The organism is Nostoc sp. UIC 10630 (assembly GCF_010747425.1).
Taxonomy (GTDB): Bacteria; Cyanobacteriota; Cyanobacteriia; order Cyanobacteriales; family Nostocaceae; genus Nostoc.
Genome location: NZ_JAAGOG010000003.1, coordinates 40,126 through 56,815 on the forward strand (window position 1 = coordinate 40,126; position 16,690 = coordinate 56,815).

Annotated in this window: 15 protein-coding genes; 11 read left to right on the forward strand and 4 right to left on the reverse strand. The window is 41.9% G+C overall.

Annotated elements, in window-relative coordinates; all coding sequences use genetic code 11:
* The first annotated feature begins 272 nt into the window (after positions 1-272).
* From G1O98_RS01580 to G1O98_RS01620, 9 genes are all read left to right on the forward strand, one after another.
* The gene (locus G1O98_RS01580; protein ID WP_163926924.1) at positions 273-683 is read left to right on the forward strand and encodes a ubiquinol-cytochrome c reductase iron-sulfur subunit; all 411 of its coding nucleotides are present in this window, start codon (positions 273-275) and stop codon (positions 681-683) included.
* A 17-nt stretch (positions 684-700) separates the two neighbouring features.
* Positions 701-1,999: a HEAT repeat domain-containing protein gene (locus G1O98_RS01585; RefSeq protein ID WP_163926925.1), complete on the forward strand. Its 1,299-nt coding sequence runs from the start codon at positions 701-703 to the stop codon at positions 1,997-1,999.
* A 114-nt stretch (positions 2,000-2,113) separates the two neighbouring features.
* Positions 2,114-2,716: a TetR/AcrR family transcriptional regulator gene (locus G1O98_RS01590; RefSeq protein WP_163926867.1), complete on the forward strand. Its 603-nt coding sequence runs from the start codon at positions 2,114-2,116 to the stop codon at positions 2,714-2,716.
* Between the two features lie 22 nt (positions 2,717-2,738).
* Positions 2,739-4,025 carry an ABC exporter membrane fusion protein gene (locus G1O98_RS01595; RefSeq protein WP_163926868.1) on the forward strand — a complete coding sequence of 429 codons (1,287 nt, stop codon included), beginning with the start codon at positions 2,739-2,741 and terminating at the stop codon, positions 4,023-4,025.
* A gap of 55 nt (positions 4,026-4,080) precedes the next feature.
* Positions 4,081-4,416, forward strand: coding sequence for a DUF2834 domain-containing protein (locus G1O98_RS01600; RefSeq protein ID WP_163926869.1), 336 nt, complete (start codon positions 4,081-4,083; stop codon positions 4,414-4,416).
* 13 nt (positions 4,417-4,429) lie between these two features.
* Positions 4,430-5,596 (forward strand): ABC transporter permease DevC, encoded by a 1,167-nt coding sequence (gene devC / locus G1O98_RS01605; RefSeq protein ID WP_163926870.1) that lies wholly within the window; start codon positions 4,430-4,432, stop codon positions 5,594-5,596.
* 90 nt (positions 5,597-5,686) lie between these two features.
* Positions 5,687-6,442 carry a DevA family ABC transporter ATP-binding protein gene (locus G1O98_RS01610; protein WP_163926871.1) on the forward strand — a complete coding sequence of 252 codons (756 nt, stop codon included), beginning with the start codon at positions 5,687-5,689 and terminating at the stop codon, positions 6,440-6,442.
* 218 nt (positions 6,443-6,660) lie between these two features.
* On the forward strand, positions 6,661-7,608 hold the full coding sequence (locus tag G1O98_RS01615) for a LysR family transcriptional regulator (protein ID WP_163926872.1): 948 nt from the start codon (positions 6,661-6,663) through the stop codon (positions 7,606-7,608).
* 99 nt (positions 7,609-7,707) lie between these two features.
* Positions 7,708-8,781, forward strand: a complete 1,074-nt coding sequence (locus G1O98_RS01620; RefSeq protein WP_163926873.1) for an anthranilate phosphoribosyltransferase family protein — start codon at positions 7,708-7,710, stop codon at positions 8,779-8,781.
* 25 nt (positions 8,782-8,806) lie between these two features.
* Here the strand turns inward: G1O98_RS01620 and G1O98_RS01625 are convergent, their stop codons facing one another.
* Together G1O98_RS01625 and G1O98_RS01630 are read right to left on the reverse strand one after the other, a co-directional pair.
* The gene (locus tag G1O98_RS01625) at positions 8,807-10,225 is read right to left on the reverse strand and encodes an LCP family protein (RefSeq protein WP_163926874.1); all 1,419 of its coding nucleotides are present in this window, start codon (positions 10,223-10,225) and stop codon (positions 8,807-8,809) included.
* A gap of 286 nt (positions 10,226-10,511) precedes the next feature.
* Entirely contained in the window at positions 10,512-10,919 is a 408-nt protein-coding gene (locus G1O98_RS01630) for a hypothetical protein (protein ID WP_175586470.1), read from the reverse strand.
* 211 nt (positions 10,920-11,130) lie between these two features.
* Here G1O98_RS01630 and G1O98_RS01635 point away from each other — a divergent pair, with 211 nt between their 5' ends.
* Complete coding sequence (locus G1O98_RS01635; RefSeq protein ID WP_163926875.1) at positions 11,131-12,297, forward strand: AI-2E family transporter; 1,167 nt, start codon at positions 11,131-11,133, stop codon at positions 12,295-12,297.
* Positions 12,298-12,321: 24 nt separating this feature from the next.
* Here G1O98_RS01635 and G1O98_RS01640 read toward each other — a convergent pair whose 3' ends face one another.
* Both G1O98_RS01640 and G1O98_RS01645 read right to left on the reverse strand, forming a co-directional pair.
* Positions 12,322-13,653, reverse strand: a complete 1,332-nt coding sequence (locus G1O98_RS01640) for a serpin family protein (protein ID WP_163926876.1) — start codon at positions 13,651-13,653, stop codon at positions 12,322-12,324.
* 505 nt (positions 13,654-14,158) lie between these two features.
* The gene (locus G1O98_RS01645) at positions 14,159-15,754 is read right to left on the reverse strand and encodes a S8 family serine peptidase (RefSeq protein WP_163926877.1); all 1,596 of its coding nucleotides are present in this window, start codon (positions 15,752-15,754) and stop codon (positions 14,159-14,161) included.
* Positions 15,755-15,929: 175 nt separating this feature from the next.
* On the opposite strand from G1O98_RS01645, the gene rpe reads away from it, so the two are divergent.
* Positions 15,930-16,637, forward strand: coding sequence for a ribulose-phosphate 3-epimerase (gene rpe, locus G1O98_RS01650; protein ID WP_114081048.1), 708 nt, complete (start codon positions 15,930-15,932; stop codon positions 16,635-16,637).
* Positions 16,638-16,690 lie beyond the last annotated feature (53 nt).

Sequence of the window (16,690 nt, forward strand, 5' to 3'; positions counted from 1 at the left end):
GCAGGTTTAGATAATGTTCATGTAACAATTTCGATACTCATAACTTAATGCGAGATTTCTGTTAAAATCGTATAAATTGTTACGATTTTTTAGTAAAATTGCTGAAAAAGGATACGTAATATGCATTTTTTGCATCACAGTCAGCCAATGAGCTACACAAACCGCTTGATGAAGAGGGTTTGAGATGACTGAAGGGATTTTGGATTGCCATAGACTAATTCAAAATCGAGGTGGCAGATGTTAGCGAAAACTTAGATATTATTTCAGCAACTATGAAACGTCGTGATTTTATTAATTGGGTAGGTTTGGGTTTGATAGCGAGTTCTCTACCTGTAGCGATCGCAGCTTGTTCTTCTCAAACAAATTCCGCAACTGGGGATTGGCAAACAGTAGGCACTTCGGCAGAATTAGATAAAACTGGTCAATTACTGGCTAAAGACTCACCGGCTGGGCCTGTGTTGGTAGTCGGAACATCTAAAGCCGCAATGACAGCTGTTAACCCTACCTGTACTCACGCAGGTTGCACTGTAGCATGGAAAGCTGAGGCAAAAAAATTCGCTTGTCCCTGTCATGGTTCAGAATATGGGGTTGATGGTAAGGTGCTAAAAGGCCCAGCGACAGAAGCGCTTAAAACTTACGCCGCCAAAATTGAAGGTAATTCAGTTGTAGTCAAGCCCACTTAAACAATACAATTCAGAGTATCGTGAGTAATATCAACCAGCTTTTGGTGCAAGCCCAGACAGCATATAATGCAGCTGATTGGTCATCACTGATTCAATATTTACAACAATTAATTTTAGGGTCAGACTCACAACATCCAGAGGTAGTTAAAAATCGAGAATATCTGCTGACATTAGCAATTTCAATGTTAGAGATGGGAGATTTTCAACAACGCTGGGAAATCACCAAAGTTTTGACTCACTTGGGAAATATTGCTATCCCACCACTCATTGACATCTTAAAAGATGAAGATGCAGAGGAAGAATTACGCTGGTATGCAGCGCGAACCTTGGGCGAATTTCAGCACCCAGAAGCGATCGCACCCTTAGTTGAATTGTTGAAAACTGATGAGGATGAAGAACTCAAAGCGATCGCAGCTACAGCACTAGGGCAAATGGGTACTGTTGCTATTACTTCACTAACTGAACTTCTATTAGAAGAAGATACACGACTTTTAGCAGTGCGATCGCTTTCCTGTATTCCCCAAACAGAAACCATTGCACCACTGTTGAGTGTAGTACAAGATTCACAAGCCACAATCCGCACTGCTGCAATTGAAGCCCTCAGCAGTTTTCACGACGAACGTATACCACTAATCTTGTTAAACGCTTTAAATGATATTGCTGCTACAGTTAGGCGTGCAGCAGTGCTTGGTTTAGGTTTTCGCCCCGATTTGCGCGAAGCATTAAATTTGGTGACAAGACTGCAACCCAAGCTTTACGACTTTAACCTTGATGTTTGTTGTGCAGCCGCAGTTTCCCTTTGTCGGATGGGTTGTAATGACGCTGCAAAACATTTATTTGATTTGTTGATTTCACCTCAAACACCAACAAAGCTGCAATTAGAAACCATCCGCGCTTTAAGTTGGGTGGGGACACCATCTAGTTTGGAATATTTGCAAACAGCATTTAATCAAATCACTTCAGAGACACTTTGGCAAGAAATTGTCACCGTTTTGGGGCGAGTCCAAAAGCCGCAAACTACACAAGCCGCAGAAATATTATTGCAAATACTGCGATCGCAGCATCCAGCCACAAAGATTGTCAACATCAAAAGTGCGATCGCTTTATCTTTAGGACAGCTAGGGGAAATACAAGCAATTGAACCATTGATTTCACTGCTAGCTGATTCTAATGTATCAGTGAGACTACACGCGATCGCAGCACTCAAAAATTTGGATGGGGAAGTTGCACATCAAAAATTGCAGCAGTTAGCCAATAATGCTGCACTCACACCAGATTTGCAACAAGGAATAGCGATCGCTTTAGCTGAGTGGTAATTTCCCTCAATCTTCCGATATTTTGTATTTCACTCAAGCGAGAACCTCTGTAGCTAAACTGCAAAAGTATAGTATTATAAAATATAACGAGCGTTCGATATAAAAAAATGAGTCATGCCTAAGATTGTTGACCATGAGCAATACCGTAAAGAACTGCTTGACAAGTGCTTTGATTTATTTGCCCAAAAAGGCTATGGTTCCATTACTATGCGCCAAATCGCTGAAGGATTAAGGGTTTCTACTGGTACGTTGTACCACTATTTTCCTAGCAAACAAGCTTTATTTGAGCAATTGGCCCAAGAAATATGTGAGCAAGATTTAAGTGCAGCATTGGCTGAATTAGAAGGAGCGCAAACCTTACAAGCGGCAATGGAAGCACTAGGCAGGTATCTAGTGAAAAACGAAGATTACTTCATTAAATGGACTTATATTTGGATTGATTTTTGTCAACATCAAGACTCTAAAGAAATGTTGAGTAATAGTGTTTTTAAGCGGACTAACCAGCGTTATCAGCAGGCAGCCTGCGATTTTTTAGGTATTCAAGATCCGGTATTGGCTTCCTTTGTCTTGAGCTTTGTCAACGGTTTAATTTTGGAGAAGTTATGGGGTGATGAAACAATTGATTTTATTGAACAATGTACATTGTTAGGCAAAATGCTCACGGCATATTTGCCGCAAGAGTTAGGAGTTAGAAATAAAACAGATTTTGAGAGTTAGATTTTTTAGGAGAGTAAAAGAGATGGTTTTGTCAAAAAAATCTTCTAATAATAAAGGGTTAATTGCATTAGTAATTGTAGCTACTTTGATTACAGGTGGAATTGTTGTTTATGGAATTTCTCGGTCTGGGTTAGTTGGTCAAACAGAGAAATCTGAGCCAGTAGAAACCATGCCCAAAATTCAAAAAGTGGCTGCATTAGGACGACTCGAACCCGAAGCTGAGGTAATTAGCTTGTTTGCGCCCTTGGCATTGGATGGCGATCGCATTGCCAAAATTTTAGTCAAAGAAGGCGATCGCGTTCAAGCCGGACAGTTGGTAGCAATTTTAGATGCCCGCGATCGTTTACAAACTGCTGTATTACAAGCCCAACAACAAGTTAGAGTTGCTCAAGCTAAACTCGCTCAAGTGCAAGCTGGAGCAAAAGTAGGAGAAATTAACGCCCAGCAAGCCAGTGTTGAACGACTTCAGGCTCAATCCCAAGGAGACAAAACAGCGCAGCAGGAAGCGATATTCCGCATAGAGGCACAGTGGGAAGGCGACAGAATCGCGCAAGAGGCAACAATTAAGAAGCTAGAGGCAGAACTGAAAAATGCCGAAGCTGAATATCAACGTTATCAGCAGCTATATTCTCAAGGTGCAGTTTCTAATTCTTTGTATGACAGCAAAGGCTTGACTGTAGAAACTGCTAAACAACAAGTAGACGAAGCCAAAGCAGTTCTCAACCGGATTAATACTACTGCTAGCAAACAATTATCTGAAGCTAAAGCAGCACTCGCCCGCACTAATGCCACTGGTAGCAAGCAAGTTAGTGAAGCCAAAGCCACGCTTACCAGTATTGCAGAAGTTCGCCCTGTAGATGTAGCCGCAGCTAAGACAGAAGTTGAAAATGCGATCGCTACACTCAAACATGCCCAAACTGAATTGGCGGGTGCTTACATCAAAGCACCAATGGCGGGACAGATCATCAAAATTCATACGCGAGTCGGAGAAAAAATTAGTACTTCTGGCATTGCAGACTTAGCGCAAACAAACCAGATGATGGCAGTGGCAGAAGTTTATCAAACCGACATCGGTAAAGTGAAACTAGGACAACAGGCAGTGATTAGCAGTCAGGCGTTTGTCGGTGAACTGCGAGGAACCGTTGCCCAAATTGGCTTGCAGGTAAATAGACAAAACGTTTTCAGCAACCAGCCAGGGGAAAACCTTGATAGCCGAGTAGTTGAGGTGAAAATTCGCCTCAGTCCTGAAAACAGCAAGCGAGTTGCAGGTTTCACTAATTTACAGGTACAGACAGCAATTGAAATATAGAGTTGTTATTCGCTATCTCATGTATTTCAGCATTTTTTAGAGGGTGAATTAAATCATGATTAAAGTCATATACCTTTTGTTTTGTGTACTTGGCTTCGTTCTACCTTACTCCCAATTTGTTCCATTCATCTTAGAGCATGGTCTTGATATAAGGCTGTTTTTTGAACAACTTTTTGCGAACAAAATTTCTGGTTTTTTTGGCATGGATGTTATTGTTTCATCGCTAGTCTTGTGGACATTTGTCTTTTGGGAAGGGACACGTCTAAAAATGCAAAATCTCTGGGTTTATATTGCTTGTAACCTTTTGGTTGGTGTGTCTTTAGGTCTTCCCTTATTTCTTTTCATGCGAGAGCGCCAGCTTAAGCAGCAAGCTGAAACATTGGATTATTAAGGTTTTTTTGAATATGTTTTCTAAACTATTTCGCAAAACGCCGCTAGCATGGCGGCAGTTAATGAAAGAAAAAAACCGTCTGGCTGTTGCAGTCGCAGGTATTGCCTTTGCCGATATACTGATGTTTATCCAGTTAGGATTTGAAAGTGCGCTTTTTGATGCTGCGGTGAAACCTCATCGCAATTTACAAGCAGATTTAGTTTTAATTAATCCCCAATTTCAAACTTTATTTTCTGTAAAAAATTTCTCCAGAGAGCGACTATATCAAACATTAGGTTATGAAGGTGTTCAGTCAGTTAATTCTGTCTACATCAGTACTGGACAGTGGCGAAATCCTGAAACACGTCTTGAGCGTGCCATTTTGGTTTGGGGTGTTGATCCAACACAATCACCATTCAAATCACCTGAAATCAGACAAAATCAGGATCAACTTAAACAGTTGTATCAAGTTATCTTTGACCAGGCAGGTCGCCCAGAATACGGTGCAGTTGCTGATATTTGGAAGAAAACAGGCAAATTTGACACGGAACTGAATAGTAAAGCCGTCTTTGTTAAAGGCTTGTTTACTGATGGTGCTTCTTTTGCTGCCGATGGTAATGTGATCACCAGTGATTCGACTTTTCTCCAGTTATTTCCAGAACGTAAACCCGATCGCATCGAAGTTGGGTTAATCACGCTTAAACCAAATGCAGATCCAGAAAAAGTGCGATCGCAACTTGTCAATGGACTACCTAAAGATGTCAGAGTCCTGACTCCAGAAGAGTTTGCCAAGGTGGAGAGAACTTACTGGGAAGCCGGTACTGGCATTGGTTTTATTTTCGGTTTGGGTACAGCAGTCGGGTTTATCGTTGGCATCGTGATTGTCTATCAAATCCTTTACTCTGATGTTTCTGATCACTTGCCAGAATACGCCACCCTCAAAGCAATGGGATACACCGATAACTATCTTTTGGGAGTTCTAATTCAAGAAGCATTGTTATTGGCTATATTAGGTTTTCTGCCTGGATTCATCCTTTCTTTTGGATTGTATCAAGTCACCTATGCTGCGACGATGCTTCCTATTTTCATGAAAATGGAACGGGCGATCCAGGTTTGGATTTTGACCGTGATTATGTGTAGTGTTTCTGGTGCGATCGCAATACGGAAGTTACGATCTGCTGATCCTGCTGATGTTTTTTAGACGCGATGAATTATGTCTCTATAGAAGAAGACGCGATTCATCGCGTCTCTACAAGAATTATTTTTTCTACCCAATGCTTTATAAAATCCTATGTTGCAAAAGTCTTTACCAGAAAATTCCAACTCAACACTTTCTACTTTAGAATCTGTAATTTCTGTTAGTAACCTCAACCACTATTTTGGTGAAGGTGGGCTTCGTAAACAAGTATTATTTGATATTAATTTGGAGATTAATGCAGGGGAAATTGTCATTATGACTGGCCCCTCTGGATCGGGGAAAACTACCTTGTTAACCTTAATGGGTGGATTACGTTCTGCCCAAGAAGGTAGTCTCAAAATCTTAGGAGAGGAAATTTGTGATGCCAAAAAGCAGCAGTTAACTAAGCTGCGCCGCAAAATTGGTTATATTTTCCAGGCTCATAACCTGATGACTTTTTTGACAGCTAGAGAAAATGTCCGAATGTCTTTAGAGTTGCATAATGATTTTCTCAATCAGGATATCAACGCCAAAGCGATCGCCATTTTGGAAACTGTCGGTTTAGCAGATCGTGTCGATTACTACCCAGAGAAACTATCTGGAGGGCAAAAGCAACGGGTAGCAATCGCTCGTGCTTTAGTTAGCCACCCTAAGATTGTCTTAGCAGATGAACCTACTGCTGCACTCGACAAAAAATCTGGGCGCGATGTTGTAGAAATAATGCAGAAGCTAGCCAAAGAACAAGGCTGCACGATTTTGCTAGTTACCCACGACAACCGCATCCTCGATATTGCCGATCGCATCATTTATATGGAAGATGGGCAACTGAAGGACTATGACGCAGATTCTACCGCAACGCCAGCAGCCTAACACTGCGCTTTAGCAGACAGAATAGAAATAGTCAATTCTTTTTTGGCGATATTTATCAAAAAAATCCGTGGAAAGCGGATAATTGACGAAAAAGGCAGTAAAAGCTGATTTACCCAAATGTAAAGCAGAGAAAAATTACTGTAACAAACTATACTAAATTTTGGTTAAAAAGCCGTTAACTTAATGAAACAGATAAATGTAATTCAGGCTACATAAAAATGCGCCTAGAGCAGTTGCAAGCCTTTCTAGCGATCGCACAAACCGGCAGCTTTCAACAAGCAGCGCGAACATCTGGTGTTACCCAATCGACGATTAGTCGCCAAATCCAGGCATTAGAAGCAGATTTGGGTGTAGAACTTTTTCATAGAACTACTCACGCCAAATTAACGCTAGGAGGTGAATGTTTACTACCCCGTGTCCGTAAAATTTGCCAAGAATGGGAGACAGCTACACAAGAATTAGCTGATTTAATCGCCGGAAAGCAACCAGAACTTTGCATTGCCGTGATTCACTCATTATGTGGATCTTACTTACCACCAGTGTTGCAAAAATTTTGTCATGCTTATCCAGATGTGCAATTGCGGGTGACTTCATTAGGAAGCGATCGCGCCCTGAAAGTCCTCAAAGATGGATTGGTCGATTTAGCAATTGTGATGAATAATCGCTTTTTAACCACTGCTAGGGAAATGGTGGTAGAAGTACTTTATGATGAACCGATAGAAGTTCTCACCGCAGCTAATCATCCCCTGGCACAATATGAATGTGTCCCTTGGTCGGAGCTAATTCTTTATCCCCAAGTGGTTTTTAAAGATGGTTATGGGATGCAGCGCTTAATACAAGATAGATTTGAGCGAATGGAAGCTACACTCCAGGCGGCTTTAGAGGTAAATACCCTAGATGCCTTTCGAGGAGTGGTGCGCCAAGGAGAATTAATCGCTTTGCTACCTCAATCAGCATTACTGGAAGCACGTCTTGACCCTACTTTAGCGGTTCGTTCCTTAGAGAACAATAATATTAGTGCTTTAACAGATGGTTCAAGTTTGACTCGGCGGGTAGTTATGGTGACAACTCAAGACCGACTACAAATTCCCCCCATTAAGTACTTTTGGCAACTCGTGCGGGAAAATATCCCATTACAAATTGACCAGCAGCGATCAGCTTCTTGAGTGTCATTATTTATTAGTCATTAGTTATTAGTCATTGGTCATTAGTCATTTTCAGAAAGGACAATGGACAAATGACAGTAGACAAAGGACAAAGGACAAATGAGCAATGTATTTAGGGAATTACTGAAAAAAGTAGGTAGCGGAAACCACACAGGGGAAAATTTAACTCGCGCTGAAGCAGCCAGCGCTACTAAAATGATGCTGCTGGGTGAAGCGACACCAGCCCAAATTGGAGCGTTTTTGATTGCTCATCGAATCAAACGTCCTACAGGGGAAGAGTTAGCAGGAATGTTGGATGCTTATGATGAATTGGGGCCAAAGCTGCAACCATTCGACTCTGGCCGAACTGCGATCACTCTTGGCATCCCTTATGATGGCAGAACCCGTACAGCACCAATTAGTCCGGTAACAGCTTTAATCCTCGCCGCAGTTGGACAACCAGTCATAATGCACGGAGGCGATCGCCTGCCAACAAAGTACGGCTTACCCCTAATAGATATTTGGCAAGGTTTAGGAGTCGATTGGACTAACCTACCACTGGCAGAAACCCAGCAAGTTTTTGAGCAAACGGGAATCGGCTTTATTTATTTACCACAGCATTTTCCCTTAATTGCAAGTATTTGGGAATACCGCGATCAACTTGGCAAACGTCCGCCTTTGGCGACAATGGAGCTAATTTGGTGTCCTTATGCTGGTGATGCTCATGTCATTGCTGGATTTGTGCATCCGCCGACAGAAGGGATGTTTAAGATAGCTCTAGGGCTGCGGGGCGTAACGAAATTTACATTAGTAAAAGGACTGGAAGGTAGTTGCGACTTACCGCGCGATCGCACTGCAATTATCAGCTTATCTCCATCCATAGCATCCCAAGAGGTAGAAAGATTGCACCTCGTACCGCGTGATTACGGCTTTACTACCAAGAACGTACCCCTTGGAACTACTGAAGAATTGGTGGCGGATATTCAGGATATTTTAGCAGGTAAACCAGGTGAACTAATGCAAACAGCCTTGTGGAATGGTGGATTTTACTTATGGCGGAGTGGTATTTGTTCAGATATGCCAGAGGGTTTAGCTAAAGCAGAGGAATTATTAACCAATGGTGCAGTAGCAGCTAAACTCCAAGAACTCAGCCAAACAGTAAATTCTCTCTCAGCAGCATTTGTGCCAGTGTAATTAATTACGAATTACGAATTACGAATTATTTACTCAGCGACTTCTCCAAAATAGATTTTTGTTGCAACCAATCTTGACCTACTTGAATACTGACATCCGAGCCAAGGTTGCCAGTACTTTCCACACGCACTTCGCCAAATCCCAAAGTTTCACGAATTGATTCGGCGCTGTCACCATCTCCTTGCTGGGCGACAATATGAGTTACCTCTAGAGGTTCACCCCATGCCTTAGCTATATAAATGTTGCGATATCCAGATTTTTCCAAGGCTCTAATTAATGGTTGGAGATTAGAGCGATCGCCACCTGTACTATCTTGAATTGCTACACGCAAAGAGCGTGGATCAGCCATCTGCTGTTCTTGTTCTGATTCCAAGCCAAAATGTTGAGCCATCAGTTTAGCAATACCATTTTTACTGGGCAACCAATAGCTAGCATCAAACTCATTTTTTTCGCTAAAGCGACCTGGCAGCATTAACATTTGCATATTAGAGCGATTTGTCCGCACGCCAAAACCCATTAGCGCCACTAACTCTTCAACCGTCAAATTAGTATCGATGTGGTCTTTAACTACATCCAAAACTTTAGGTAATTGAGCAACAGTAGCTGGGTTGAGTGTTTGATCCATCAAAGCCCGCATGACCATTTGCTGGCGTTGAATTCGACCAATATCACCAAGTTCGTCATGGCGAAACCGCAGCAATTGCAGTGTTTGTTCGCCGTTGAGATGCTGCTTACCCGCCTTCAAATTGATGTACAAATGCTGAGAATCATCTTGGTACTTCATATCTTTGGGGACGTAGACTGTTACGCCTCCTAAAGCATCAATCAGCTTGGCAACTCCCAGAACGTTAATTCGCACATAGCGATCAATTCCCGCCCCACCTAAGAGATTACTGACGGTTCTGGCAGTTAAAGCTGGCCCACCATCAACATTAGCAGCATTAATTTTTTTCACTCCATACCCCTCTATTTCTGTGCGGGTATCTCTGGGAATGGAGAGCATAATTATTTTTTTCGTCTCTGGATCAAATTTGACCAAGAGCATCACATCAGAAAGACCATCAAAGGAGTTTACCTGGGGCAGGTATTTGAGGTTTTTGGTGTCTTCAGGGGGATTTTGGACATCTGGAGGGAGTACACTCATCCCCATAACTAAGAGATTAACTGGGCGAGTTAATTGTGAGAATCGCATCACACCTCCAGAAATGCGATCGCCATCAAAGGCCGCTTCTTCCTGTGGACTTAGCTGGGCTTGTTGCAAAGGTGTACTGGTTAAAGACACCGCCAAAAGTGCCCCTGCTGTTGCTGACACCATTGCAATCCCACTCATCCCTACCCAAAACCACAGCCAACGTCCAGATTTCGAGTTCTGAGAAATTTTTTTATTGGACTTTGAGGCTTTTCCCGACTGATTTTCTTCCGCCGAACTTCTTTGAATGGTCACAGACTTCCTCACACTTACTCAATAATCAAATTTGGTAAATTTGCAGACTAAAAATATCCAAACAAATCAACCCATAATAGCTAACTCTTAATTATCAGTGCTAACTTTTTTAATGTAGTGTCAACCACAACACTTATAGCAGCATTTTTTCTGCTTTTGGGTCAACCTAGAGATGTTTTACTGAAGTATGGCAATAATAAACTGGATTTGACTAGATATATAGAGAAATCAACCATAATTTTTTAGGAAATAGGTAAAACTACTGAATAATTCTCATCCTAAAAAATTAAGATAAGTACTTACTAAACAATCGTTCTGCTAAAGTACTAAAGCCTGGTAAACGTCCAGATTTGCCCTGCATTAAGCGCAAAATCAACCAGACACTCACTATAAAATAACCCGACGTGAGAAAACTATTCAGGATAAATAGACGTAGCGAAAAAAAATCTGAAGTTGTGGCTCCGGTACTTAATAATAAATATCCCAACAGCCAAGTAAGTGCCAAAGTGATAGACAGACGGCTAACAGCAAGTTGTTCCCGGCTGGCCTGCCCCCGATAGAGAGTCCACAAAGATGGAAAAAAGCCGATAATCGGAATCAAATATAAAAACAACTGGGTTTTGGGGATTGGGCATGGGGCATTGGGGAGACCGTGCGGTCTTGGGGTTTCCCCTAGTGGAGCAACTGCCGTCATGGGGCATTGGGCATTATTATTCTCCACCTGCTCCCCTGCTCCCCTGCTCCCCTGCTCTCCTGCTCTCCACTCCCTGTTCTCTTTTGATTCAAAATTCTTCATTGGGGTTAGTATAACTCCTAAACTAGAAGGATGAATAAGACTCATATAGTTAGAGATAATAAGCTGTAAAGAAAGATTTAACTTAGTTCTATCCCGCAATTAGCTCAAAATGCAGACACGCAAGCTACTCGACTGGTGGCAAACATTCACACCAATAGCGCGAATCGGGGCGATCGCGTTATTCGTTCCACTGCTAGTTCTAAATGGTTGGGCACTTTCGGTATTTTTTAATTATTTCCATTCTCTCATAGTCATTTTAGTGGGAGCTTCTGTTTTAGCATTTCTGCTCAACTACCCCGTGAGTTGGATGGAACATCATGGTGCTAAACGAGAGCAAGTTGCTATCCTAGTATTTCTCTTGGCTTTATCGATTTTATTGGCGTTGGGTGTGACGCTTGTTCCGTTAGCCCTTACCCAAGCTCAACAACTGGTGGCTCGGTTGCCAGAGTTGATCGACTCTGGACGCTCTCAGCTAATGATATTAAACGAAAAAGCGGAGACTTTTGGCTTACCGATTAACCTCGATGCTCTGGTAGTACAAATCAACGATCGCGTCAAGGGACAATTACAAGCGATCGCTGGCCAAGTTTTAAATCTGGCGGTAGTTACAGTCACTAGTCTGCTAGATATCCTCTTGACGATGGTTTTGACTTTCTACCTTTTACAGCATGGGAGTGAACTCTGGGAAAGTTTAGTAGAATGGCTACCCTCTAAATTTCGCGCTCCTTTCTCCCAAACAGTCCGCCTAAGTTTTCAAAATTTCTTCATCACCCAGTTGATTTTATCTACCTGTATGGCTTCAGCCCTCATTCCTACCTTTTTGTGGCTGAAAGTACCATTTGGACTGCTATTTGGGCTAACTATTGGTCTGATGGCTCTCGTCCCCTTTGGTGGTTCTGTGGGCATTGCTCTGACTACACTATTGGTAGCACTACAAGATTTCTCAATGGGTGTGAGAGTTTTGATAGCAGCAGTAATCGTACAGCAAATTCTCGAAAACTTAATTGCCCCCCGAATTTTAGGCAGTTTTACGGGTTTAAATCCAGTTTGGATTTTAATTTCAGTTTTAACAGGGGCAAGAATTGGCGGACTGTTGGGCGTAATTGTGGCAGTACCCACCGCTGTTGTCATTAAAACCGCTTTAAGTGCCTTGCGTCTTGGTGGCGAGACAAACGATAGCGGCACGGGGGAAGTAACTGCACCCGTTGCAGCAAACGAGTCCTCGAAAGCAAACGCTAACAACACTTTGAGTATTTCTGAAGCGACATTACCTTAAGGAGGCAGGAGGTTTCCTGCCTCCTCATTGTGGTTCAATAATGGAACCCATAAACAAAACGTTTCCCGTCTGATTATCCCTAATCGCACAGAAGAAGGGACGGTCAACAATCATTCGGAATGGTTCTGGTTCATCTCTCAAAGATGTTGCGACTATTCCCACTGAAGTAGCCGCAGCCGCTTCAGTACCTTCTTCGTTCACTTCGACAAAAGTTTTATGCTTAACTTGGCTAATGGCAAAATTTTTACCCATGCCAGAAAAATTGGCTTTGTTACTGAAAGCCTCTTCCATGCCTAAACTTTTCAAGGCATCATTGAGTGTAACTTCATAATCTGTTTTGAAGCGAGGTAGACGAATAAACCCTTTTTGTTTGTTGAACTGAGTCATCCATTTTTCCCAGTTTTCAACATTCAAGTTCTGATAAAAGGCTTTGAGATTAGAGTTCTGTTTGGGTAGAAAGATATAAAAACTGATTTTCCCATCTTGACCGTAAGGCAAGCTAACCGCCTGAAATTGTTCGCTTTCATAGTACCTATAGTCACTTTCTTGTGACATCATTGGGTGTTGCTTTCGTTTACCAGATGTAATGTAAAAAGGGTATTGAGCAGTTTGACTTTTGTCAAATTCGTTACTCCAATTACCTTTAAAATATATGGCATTAATCAGAAACAGCACTTGGTCTGGTTTAATACTTTCAACTATTTTAGTGATTTTATCCTTAGTATTTTCTTTAACCCAGTTATTGATAATATTAGATGCGGCGGCATCTTTAAAGTTTAAATTGCTGACTTTAGCTTGATAGAAATCCTGGGTTCTCTTGAGAAAATCTGGTGCAAAGCTAACATCTTGATTTGCCCAAAGCGAGTTAGCAATACTCAGTTGGACTTTCGCATCTGGATTTTCTAAAAGCTGCTTTAATACCGCCGCATAAGAAGAGTTAATTTCTGGTAGATTCATTCCCTGTAATTCTAGGGTTTTTGCCATAGCTTGTTGAGTTGAGCCACTAGCGCCGTTGTAGGTCATGGCTAGAGCAAGAGCGACACTCGAAGGTGAGATAAAAATATTATTCTCACCTTTATCATCTTTCAGAACTTCTGAAAATAGTTTGAAGCCAAACTTATTGCTAGACTCAACTATTCTTGTATCAGTGTTGACTGTTTTTTTTTGCAATGGAGTTTCTGGCTGAGGTAAACTAGATTGGGCGAGGGCACTTTTGTTACTCTCGACTTGAGAACAACCTAATACACTGAATAGAACAACACTTGCAGCTGCCAAAGCATAACGTCTGCCCAGACTCACACCATAACGTCTTTGCAGAAAATTTTCTTTTGCATCACTAAACTTTTGCCGATTCATTCTGCTACCTCACTTGCCAAAGATTCCCGATCTGTGCTTATGGTTGACGCAGACACTGTGTCAATGATTTACTATTGCATTTGATCCAATAGAAAATAAGACTGTTACAGTTTTTGTAACAGCAAGTTAATAGTTCAGAGGAATAAAACACAACTCATTAAAGCTGCTAATTCTTACTTGAGGCGGCTATGCAGACGAATTATGAAAAATCTCAATTTTGAGGAACTTTTCTATTTATCAATAACAGTATTGTAGACTACCTAACATAAAATAACCACTTCTATTGGGTTTTTATAGATATAGGATTTACGCCAAACTACAGGAGTTAGGGGTAATTCATCAAATACCCCTAACAGAAAATTTTTTTTCGGCTATTGTTTTGCAACTCCTGAGATAGAATAACATTTTTAGTTGCATAAAATACAGAATTTTCATAGGGACGCACGCCTATGCGCCCTGATTGGAGAGTGTTGTTCGAATAGATGAAAATTATGCTGACCTATTTTTAATTGATAGGTACACTCCACCAAGCTAAACTATAGGGTTGAGTCGCTTCATTTAGCTTTTGACGAAACTGGATGCGGATTTTGTAATTGCCAGTAGCAGGAACTGGGCAGAAAATATGTTCTACACTATCGATTTGGCTGATTGAAGAGCAAACAGCACCAGTATCTAAATTTTGAGCATCAGCTTTTACTAAGTATAGGTCGAGATTATTTAAACCGCGATCGCGAAAATTTTCGCCCACATCATATTGTTGGTTTGTATTTTTATCGTTGAGTTCTACCAATCGATCCCAAGTTAGGGTAACAGCAACAAAACTTCCTTGCTTTAATGGTTTTACTAATACATAGTCAACAGATGCTCCAACATCCACTTTGTGATAATCCCAACCAATAGCTGGCACCGTAGTTGATGGCTGCCATTGACCAGCACTCAATTGCTGATAAGCGCGAAATGTATTTAAATGACCCGCTCCCATTTGAGCATCCAAGGGAATCTTTGGATCTTTATAAGCATCAGAATCTAGCCAGTTTTGATTTTGTTTATCAATTAGCGTCCGGCTCATTCCCAACCGTAAGCCATCGCCACTATCTTGGATTTTGTCTGCTGAATTCAGCAATACAGCTTTCATTACTTGATGATGCCGAGCATCAATGCTCCAGTGGGGTTGTTTTGTGCGTATCTGTCGGTCAGCAAATTCTTGTAATAGAGCAACGGTAGCCGTAACTTGAGGCGCTGCAAAACTAGTACCTGTAACCTTGTTCAATTTGCCATCTGGATTGAGTAAAGGAATATTATTCCCAGGAGCAACTAAACTGATAGCGCGGCGGCCACCAATATCAAATTCCCTTCCAGCTAGCCTTCCACTCACTCCTTGGTTAGCACCCGCCAGATTAGCCACATCTACCTTGTTAAAAATTCCCCCTCGGCGGGATGAAAAAGCCACGTTCATTCCGTTAAAATTATCTGTAGGAATAGGAATACCGCCTTTACCCTGGTTGCCTGCGATCGCATACAAAACATCATGAACACGGCTAGACCAGTCAACACATAAAGTTAGTAAAGCATTGCCGTCTAAAATAGCCTCTGGTCTAGGATCGCGACTGAGAGGTTCACCAAAGCTAAAATTAATGGCACGGACATCGCCACCATTTTGTAGCGCTATGTGCTGGGCTGATAAACATTCTTCTGGCTGACCCATGCTTTTAGTGGAACCCACCGCAGACGAATACAATCTCGCTCCCGGAGCAATTCCCGGCAAAGCTTTGTCTTTACTTACCATTACACCAGCAACATTGTAGGCGTGAGGGTCAACACCGCTATTAGACTTAGCTGGCCCATTGCGTAAGAATACTCCCGCTAAAGATATGGCGCGATTTTTAGACACTGCCTTATCCCACCCAAACATTCCCGGCCGACCAATTTCCACTTGACCAATAGCAATTTTACGACCGATTAAATTATAAGGAGCTTGGTGTAGCTTCAAAGCATCAATACCGTTAGTTCCCAAAGCAGATTCTAAAGCCGAAGCAATTACTGGCGCACTCAGACAAGAAGCACTTAATCCCCAAATTATCCAGGTTAGTTTTTTAGTCATTTGTTATTTGTCATTAGTCATTGGTCATTATTCATTGGTCATTGGTCAAGAGTTAGGAGTTATTATTTTCTCTCTGCTCTCTACTCCTGTAAAAAGGCCGGGATCAAAGTTATGAGTCTTGCTCAATGTTTTGTTACAATGCTTACAGACGAGGACGCTTAAAAACCCACTAGCCATGACCCAAAACCTATCTCAAAAGCCCATTGTAATTTCTCCATCTATCCTATCAGCCGATTTTAGCCGTCTGGGTGATGAAATTCGCGCCGTAGACGCGGCCGGAGCAGATTGGATTCATGTTGATGTAATGGACGGTCGTTTTGTACCTAATATTACGATAGGCCCTCTGATTGTGGAGGCGATTCGTCCGGTTACAACCAAGCCACTGGATGTCCACTTGATGATTGTGGAGCCAGAAAAGTATGTAGAAGGATTTGCTAAAGCGGGTGCTGATATTATCTCCGTACACTGCGAACATAATGCTTCTCCACATCTGCACCGTACCTTGGGGCAAATTAAAGAGCTTGGTAAGAAAGCTGGAGTTGTACTTAATCCTGGTAGTCCTCTAGAGTTAATTGAATACGTTCTAGATTTGTGCGATTTAGTACTGATTATGAGCGTCAACCCTGGTTTTGGTGGTCAAAGCTTTATCCCTGGTGTGTTACCTAAAATCCGCAAGCTACGTCAAATGTGTGATGAACGCGGTCTTGACCCTTGGATTGAAGTGGATGGAGGGCTGAAGGCAAATAATACTTGGCAAGTTTTAGAAGCAGGAGCTAATGCAGTTGTCGCCGGTTCAGCTGTATTTAATGCTAAAGATTATGCTGAGGCCATTACATCAATTCGCAACAGCAAGCGTCCTACCCCAGAATTAGCCAAGGTTTAATTCATTGTTGGATTAACCATTCTCTACAAAAAATAGGGTGGTCGAATTGTCCA